The organism is Streptomyces phytophilus, assembly GCF_013870535.1.
GTDB classification, from domain to species: Bacteria; Actinomycetota; Actinomycetes; order Streptomycetales; family Streptomycetaceae; genus Streptomyces; species Streptomyces phytophilus.
Map to the genome: position 1 here is coordinate 1 of NZ_JACBXC010001580.1, position 1,202 is coordinate 1,202.

Sequence of the window (1,202 nt, forward strand, 5' to 3'; positions counted from 1 at the left end):
TACACGAGCGGCGGCACGTACGGCGCCTCGCCGGTCAGGCCGCTCATCATCGGGATCAGCGTGGCCGCGGCGATCGCGGAGCCGACGACCACGCCCACCGCCGCGACCAGCGCGCCCTCCCAGCGGAGCATCGCCAGCACCTGGCGCCGGGTGGAGCCGACGAGGCGCAGCGTGCCCAGCTCGCGGCGGCGGTCGAGGACCGTCATCACCAGGGTGTTGAGCGCGGCGACGGCGGCGAAGCCGCCGAGGACCGCGGCCATGGTCGTGTTGGACCAGGAGCCCAGCTTCGCGTCGAGGCTCTTCTCGGCGGCGTAGCCCGCCGCGTCGGTCACCTCGCCCAGCTCGCCGAGCGCCCGCGCGTCCCCGCCCCGTACCAGCAGCGTCGTGTCGAAGCCCGAGGTGACGTGCTCGTCCAGGGCGGCCCGGTCCATGGTCACCGTGCCCAGGCCGAGGCCCCGGCCGTAGACCGAGACGACCTCGGGGTCGGCCTTCGTGCCGTCCGGCAGGTAGAGCGGCAGCCGGTCGCCGACGGAGACGCCCGCGGAGGACGCCAGGGTCTTGTCGATGGCGATCCGGTCCTTGCCGAGCCTGTCCAGGCTGCCCTCGCGGACGTCCAGGTCCTGCACCTTCGCCAGTTCGTCGGCGGAGGTGACCCCCTGGGTGGCCGCGCCCAGCAGCGACTTGAACTCGCCGGAGCCGACCGGCACCAGCACCCGGGTGTTGAGCACCCCGACCGCCGTGTCCACGCCCTCCGCGCGGGCGGCGTCGGCCGCCGCGTCCGCCGGGAGCCCGGCCGGGTCGGTCACCACGTGGTCCGCGGTGACGCCCGCGCGCAACTGCTCGTCGGCGGCGTGGTTCTCGCTCGTGTTCATGAAGACGAGCGTCGAGGCGAACGCCATCGCGAGCGCGATCGGAGTGATCGCGGACGCGAGCCGGCGGGCGTTGGTACGGGAGTTGGCGGCGGCCAGGTGCGCGGCCGCGCCCGCGGCGCGCAGCGGCAGGCCGAAGAGGCGTGCGCACAGCCCCGCCAGCAGCGGGCCGAGCAGCCCGACGGCGAGCATGAAGCTCATGACGACGCCGAGGGAGGCGCCGGCCGCGTCGTCCCCGGAGGAGTTGGCCGCGACGCCCGTGAGGGTCGCGCCGCCGGCGAGGGCGACGACGCCGAGTGCGGTGCGGACCACGCCCGGTCGCGTACGTTCCAT

The 1,202-nt window shown here is 75.2% G+C and carries 1 protein-coding gene; it reads right to left on the reverse strand.

From position 1 onward, the window contains the following. On the reverse strand, window positions 1–1,202 hold a 1,202-nt coding region (locus H5J30_RS34395), incomplete at both ends, for an FtsX-like permease family protein (protein WP_181791736.1).